This window comes from Caminicella sporogenes DSM 14501 (assembly GCF_900142285.1).
GTDB lineage: Bacteria > Bacillota > Clostridia > Peptostreptococcales > Caminicellaceae > Caminicella > Caminicella sporogenes.
The window spans coordinates 76,613-83,179 of record NZ_FRAJ01000014.1 but is presented as its reverse complement, the minus strand read 5'-3'; the positions used below and the strand labels follow the sequence as shown (position 1 = coordinate 83,179).

5 protein-coding genes are annotated in these 6,567 nt (G+C 28.7%); 2 read left to right on the top strand and 3 right to left on the bottom strand.

Features of this window, described 5'->3' with window-relative positions; translation table 11 throughout:
- Window positions 1-43 precede the first annotated feature (43 nt).
- The 3 genes from atoD to BUA90_RS08900 form a co-directional block, all read right to left on the bottom strand.
- Window positions 44-697, bottom strand: a complete 654-nt coding sequence (gene atoD, locus BUA90_RS08910) for an acetate CoA-transferase subunit alpha (RefSeq protein WP_200793510.1) — start codon at window positions 695-697, stop codon at window positions 44-46.
- A gap of 42 nt (window positions 698-739) precedes the next feature.
- A complete protein-coding gene (locus BUA90_RS08905; protein WP_072967787.1) occupies window positions 740-1,918 on the bottom strand; it encodes an acetyl-CoA C-acetyltransferase in 1,179 nt (392 codons plus the stop codon).
- A 385-nt stretch (window positions 1,919-2,303) separates the two neighbouring features.
- A complete protein-coding gene (locus BUA90_RS08900; protein WP_072967786.1) occupies window positions 2,304-4,040 on the bottom strand; it encodes a sigma 54-interacting transcriptional regulator in 1,737 nt (578 codons plus the stop codon).
- Between the two features lie 302 nt (window positions 4,041-4,342).
- Here BUA90_RS08900 and BUA90_RS08895 point away from each other — a divergent pair, with 302 nt between their 5' ends.
- Window positions 4,343-5,113, top strand: a complete 771-nt coding sequence (locus BUA90_RS08895; RefSeq protein ID WP_200793509.1) for a formate/nitrite transporter family protein — start codon at window positions 4,343-4,345, stop codon at window positions 5,111-5,113.
- Window positions 5,114-5,185: 72 nt separating this feature from the next.
- Entirely contained in the window at window positions 5,186-6,523 is a 1,338-nt protein-coding gene (locus BUA90_RS08890; RefSeq protein ID WP_072967784.1) for an extracellular solute-binding protein, read from the top strand.
- Window positions 6,524-6,567: the final 44 nt, after the last annotated feature.

Below are 6,567 nucleotides of genomic sequence, written 5' to 3'. Positions count from 1 at the left end.
TTCTTTTGCTACTCTCCTAGCTATTATTTCTTTTTTATCCATTTTATTTATCCCCCTTTACTATCATATCTATAAATATCCCCGGTGTCATAACATCATTTGGGTCTATTTCTCCTGTTTCTACTATTTCTTCTGCTTCTGCTATTACTACGTCAGCTGCCATTGCCATAAGGGGATTGAAGTTTCTTGCTGCCTTGTCATAGTATATATTACCTTTTTTATCTATCTTTTCTCCTTTTATAAGTGCTACATCTGCTTTTAAGGGTAGTTCTAATATGTATTTTCTTCCTTCAACTGTTATTTTTTCTTTTCCTTCTTCTACTATTGTTCCTATGCCTGTTGGTGTTAAAAATCCGCCAAGTCCTGCTCCCATGCAGCGTATTCTTTCTGCCAATGTACCTTGAGGTACTAATTCTACTTCTAATTCTTTTTCATTATATTGTCTTCCGGTTTCAGGATTTGTTCCTATATGAGATGTTATAACTTTTTTTACCATCTTTTTTACTATGAGTTTCCCAATACCTACTTCTGGAAATGCTGTATCATTACATATGATTGTTAAATCTTTTACTCCTTTTTCTATTAATGCATCTACTAAACTTTCTGGAGTTCCTACTCCTAAAAATCCTCCTATCATGATTGTCATTCCGTCTTTTATATGATTAATGGCATCTTTTACTGATACTAATTTATTCATAATTATCTACCCCCATATATTAAGTGTTGTAAAAAATCATTTTTATCTTTCAATTATAATAGCTGTGCCTTGACCGCCGCCTATACAAAGAGTAGCTAGACCAGTTTTAGCATTTCTTTTGATCATTTCATATATTAATGTAACTAGTATTCTGGCACCTGATGCTCCGATAGGGTGACCTAGTGCAATTGCTCCGCCGTTAACATTTACTTTTTCTGTATTTAATCCTAAATCTTTTATTACTGCTAATGATTGAGCTGCAAAAGCTTCATTAGCTTCTATTAAATCTAAATCGTCTATAGACATTTTTGCTTTTTCTAAAGCTTTTTTAGTTGCAGGTACTGGACCATATCCCATTATTTTTGGGTCTATTGCTGCTGATGAATATGCTTTTATTGTTGCCAAAGGTTTTATTCCTAAGTTATCAGCTTTTTCTTTTGACATTATAACTAACATAGCAGCTCCATCATTTATTCCAGATGCATTTCCAGCTGTTACAGTACCATCCTTTTTAAAAGCTGGTTTGAGTTTTGAGAGTTTTTCTAAAGTAGTTCCAAATCTTGGGTATTCATCTGTATCTACTATTAGAGGTTCACCTTTTCTTTGTGGTATTTCTACAGGGACTATTTCATCTTTAAATCTTCCTTCTTTTATTGCTTTTTCTGCTCTTTTTTGACTTTCTAGTGCGAACTTATCTTGTTCTTCTCTTGAAATATTCCATTGCTGTGCTATGTTTTCAGCTGTTATTCCCATATGATAGTTGTTAAATATATCCCATAGACCATCATAAATCATATAATCAACTAATTTTCCATCACCCATTCTATGTCCCCATCTTGCTTTTGGAATGAGGTATGGAGCATTACTCATACTTTCTGTACCACCTGCTAATATGATATCTGCATCTCCTAACATAATAAACTGTGCTGCCATTGATACTGTTCTTAAACCAGAACCACATACTTTATTTATTGTTATTGCTGGTGTAGTTTCTGGTAGTCCTGATTTTAATGCTATTTGTCTTGCTGGATTCTGTCCTAATCCAGCTGAAAGTACATTACCTATTAATACTTCATCAATCATTTCTGGTTTTATTCCTGCTCTTTTTATAGCTTCTTTTGCAGCTATTACTCCTAAATCAATTGCTGATAGTGGTGCTAGGCTGCCTCCAAAGCTTCCAATAGGAGTTCTTGCAGCACCTGCAATTACAACTTCTTTCATTTTTAATTCCCCCCATCTTTTATTTTATTAATAGTTAATTTTTAATATGAATTATTAAGTTGAACTTTAAAAATTTATATTTTTAATTAATATGATTGTTTTAAACTAAAAATAAGAGCAATTATTATGCCAAGATAGATAAACTGTTAATGTTTTTTTAGTTTTAGCAATTTAGCCTATTTAAAAAAAGTTTCTTATAAAAAAGAATTATTATGATTTAAGATTATGTAGTAATTTTTCTACATTTTTTATAGATTTTTTATAAAAATATAACAGATGTCTTGATTATTCAAATCTAAAAAAGTGTAGAAAAATATCTACAAGCATAATTAATATGTAGATATATTTCTACACTTTCATTATTATGATGTAAAGTTTTATATATTTATAAGTCTAAGTTGTAATTTTTTATTTTTTTATAAAGTGCTGTTCTGTGAATTCCTAATTTTTTAGCCGCGAGGGATTTATTTCCATTACAGTCTTTTAATGTTTTTTTTATGATTTCTATTTCTGTTTTTGCTATGATTTCTTTTAATGATAAGTTATTTTTTTTCTTTTTAGATTCTAACTGCATATTTTTTAATAGATATTCAGGTAGATGTTTTGGCTCGATAATATCACTAGTTGTTAAACTTAAAGTTCTTTCAATTACATTTCTTAATTCTCTTACATTGCCAAGCCATTTGTGCATTGTAAGAATTTTTATTGCTTCATCAGAAATTGTTTTTGGTTTTATATTCAGTTCTTTTGATAGGTTAGTAATGAAATGTTGAATTAATAAGGGAATATCATTTATTCTTTTTCTTAAAGGAAGGATTTCTATTTTTATGACATTAAGTCTGTAGTATAAGTCCCTTCTAAATTTTCCTTTTTCTATAGCTTCTTCTAGATTTTCATTTGTAGAGGCAATAATGCGTACATCTAAGTTTATTCGATTATTGCTTCCTAGTCTTTCAAATTCTTTGGATTCTAGAACTCTTAACAGTTTTGCCTGCATGTCGAGAGGCATAGAATCTATTTCATCAAGCAAAATAGTTCCTCCGTTGGCAAGTTCAAATTTTCCTATTTTACCTGATTTTTTAGCACCGGTAAAGGCTCCATTTTCGTATCCAAATAATTCCGATTCTAAGAGTTCTCTTGGAATAGCTGCACAGTTTATTGTTACAAAACTTTTATGATTTCTAGGACTTGCATTGTGAATTGCATGAGCAAATAATTCTTTTCCGGTTCCGCTTTCTCCTTGGATTAAAATTGTTGAATTTGTGTTTGCAGCTTTTTTTGCAATTTTTATTACAGACATCATTTTTTCATCTTGAGTTATAATATCATCGAATGAATATTTTGCACTGTACATTCGGCTAATTTCACCTTTGTATTTATGAAGTGTATCTTCAAGTAATTTTAATTTTTGTGCAAGTGATTTGACTTCATCTAAGTTTTTGAAAATAATAGTTCCAGCTGCACCAATTATTTTACCATTTTTAATTATTGGTATACGACTAGTAATAACATGATTTCCTTGTATCTTTTGGATTTGACATAATTCTTTTTTTCCCGTTTTTGCAATAATATGCAGTCGTGTGTTATCAATAACTTCATATACATATTTGCCTAAAACATCTTCTTCTTTGATACCCATAAATTTTTCATAATTCCATTTTACTATTTTTCCATTTTCATCTACAATTGTCATGCCATAGTAGGCATTGTCTAATAATTCTTCTATCATTTCCAGACTTTCTTTTAATTTTTCTAATTGGTGTTTAGAATCTTCTTGCAGCGTTACATCTTTTAAGATTAAAATGTAATATGTATTATTATTTTTGGATTTATATAAAAATTTTTTTAATAATATATATTTGCCGTCTATCATTATTTCTTTTTCTATTTTGTCTTTTTCTTCAATAAAGTTTTTGATTTCACTATAATCTTTAAAAATTTTATGATATTGTGTTCCTATTATATTTTTATTTTTTATATTTATAATGTTTTTAAGGTTTTTATTGTAGAAGATTATTTTTTCATTTTTATCTGCAATAATTACAGCATCATATATTTCATTTAATAAAAATTCTAAATCAGGGAAGTCGCTGTATGGATTTTTATTGTAGGTTTTTAACATTATTTTCAGCCCCTTTTGGTATGCTTTCTTTTTTGAAAACTTATGATTTTTATAGTGATAGATAGGCAGTTAGACAGTTTTAAGGAATTTATAGAAGCATATTATAATTAAATTTTATATTAAAATTGAGAAATATACAAATTTTCACCATTTTTGATAATTAGATTAAAGATGATATTGTGTGAAAATTTTATCTGAAGATAATATTGAGAATTGATATAATTTTGTTGAAATTTCAAGATAAAAGATGTTAAAATTAATTTATCGGCTGTCAAATATCATATACAAGAGGTGATTGAACATTGGATAAGAAAATGCTTACACCAAAAGAAATTGCACAGACAATGCTGGAAATAAGCTATAAAAAAGCAATGACAAATTCTTGTTCACTATTAATTTTAGCTATATTGGCAGGTATGTATATTGCTTTTGGTTCAGTTGGTTTTATTACTATTATAGCTAAGGTACAAGATGCTGGTTTAGCTAAATTTTTAGGAGCAGCTGTATTTCCAGTAGGACTTATGCTTGTTGTGATGGCTGGAGCTGAATTGTTTACAGGCAATAACTTGATGACTTTGGGTATAATGGCTAAGAGGTTTAGTTTTAAAGATATGTTTAGAAATTGGGGAATTGTTTATTTTGGAAATTTTATAGGTTCAATATTTGTAGTTTTTTTAGTTGCTAATACTGGCTTGTTTTCAGGAGTAATTGCAGAAAAGGTAGTTATTATAGCTACAGCTAAGACGTCATTAACATTTAGCAAAGCCATATTTAGAGCAGTGATGTGTAATATGATTGTTGTATTAGCAGTATGGTTTTCAGTTGGGGCAAAAGATATTATAGGAAAGATATTTGCTTGTTGGTTTCCTATAATGCTTTTTGTTGTGTCGGGATATGAGCATAGTGTTGCAAATATGTTTTTTATACCTATGGGAAAATATTTAGGAGCAAATATTTCTTGGGGAGATATTTGGTTTAATAATTTAATTCCTGTTACTCTAGGGAACATTATTGGTGGAGCAGTAATTATTCCCATGTTGTATTATTTTGTATATTTAAGAGATGAAAAATAATAAATGTGTGTTTTGTTTACATATGTATAAATAGCTTGATTTAATAATAAATATAGGGTAGGAGGTGTACCTATGAAAGTAAAGAAATATGGGCCTTTTACCCTATTTTTGTGTTTAGTTTTAATAGTGTTTATTTTATTTGCTCCGTATTTTTTTATGAAACCCAAGTTAGATAAAATAATTGATAAAGCTTTTAAACGGAATATTGAATGGAGAGGAATAATAACTATTTGGGATTATCCAAGGCTAGATATTACTACGGGTTATAAGTATTCGTGGTTGAGGAGTAAAATAAAAGAATTTGAAAGAAAAAATCCCGGTGTAATTATACAGTTTAAACCGCTTGATTTAGATTATGGATATATAGAAATTGAAACAGCGATTAAAACTAATAGCTATCCAGATATTGCTCCTGTAGGAGCAGATTTTGAAATCATATCAAAAGGAATATTAGAGCCATTAGATGATTTTTTAACTCAAGATGAGATAGAAAGTTATAAATTTAAGGCTATTTCAGCTGTTAAATATAAAAATAAAATTTGGGGTTTGCCTTATTGTATGGAAAATTATTCTCTTTTTCTCAATTTGGATTTATTTAATAAACAAAATGTGAAGCCACCAAAGAATGGAAATTGGACGTATGAAGAATTTGTAGAGATATTAAAAAAATTAACGAGTTTAAAATCTAAAAAAGGTAGGAAAAATATTTACGGATTTAATTCATATATTAAGCCAAATGATTATACTATATGGGGAATAATATTGTCAGATGGAGCAACTGTAATCGAAAGAAAAAGTAATAAGTATAGATTTTATGGAAAAAATGCTTGGTCGGGTCTTAAAAAATTAGTAGATTTAAAGTTAGTTCATAAAGTTACTCCTAAGGATTTTGGAGAAAATAACAGCAGAGAAGCTTGGAGAAGTTTTATTGTAGATAAAAATGTTGCTGTTTATCCAGGCAGAACTTCGTTGATTAATGAGCTAAAAATTCTTAATAGCAGGGGTAAAGGTTTTAATTTTGATGTTGCAAATTTTCCGATAGGACTTTTAAAAAAACCAATGTCAGTTAGTATTGTAAATGCTTATGGAATATTTAAACAAAATGACAAGAAAAAGTTAGAAATGTGTGTGAAGTTTATAAAATATTTAACAGATGAAAAAGGTCAAAGAGAATTATATAAACAAGGAGTTTTTCCTGTTAAAAAGAATATAGGGGATATATATATAAATGATGAAATGATGAAAAAAATTGAAAAAACTCTTTCAAATTCTATTAGCATAGGTAATCATCCTAAATGGAGAAAGATAGATGATATTTTGCAAAGTCAGATAAGGATGGCTTTACTTGGTAAGAAAAGTGTAGATGAGGCATTAGAAGATGCTAGAAAGAAGATAGAGCAAATAGAATGAAATAAATATATATTGAGATTAATATAGCAAAAAGGTATACTTAT

Coding starts and splice junctions, on each gene's coding strand:
- BUA90_RS08890 (WP_072967784.1), top strand. CDS start 5,186: ATGAAAGTAAAGAAATATGGGCCTTTTACCCTATTTTTGTGTTTAGTT.
- BUA90_RS08900 (WP_072967786.1), bottom strand. CDS start 4,040: ATGTTAAAAACCTACAATAAAAATCCATACAGCGACTTCCCTGATTTA.
- atoD (WP_200793510.1), bottom strand. CDS start 697: ATGAATAAATTAGTATCAGTAAAAGATGCCATTAATCATATAAAAGAC.
- BUA90_RS08905 (WP_072967787.1), bottom strand. CDS start 1,918: ATGAAAGAAGTTGTAATTGCAGGTGCTGCAAGAACTCCTATTGGAAGC.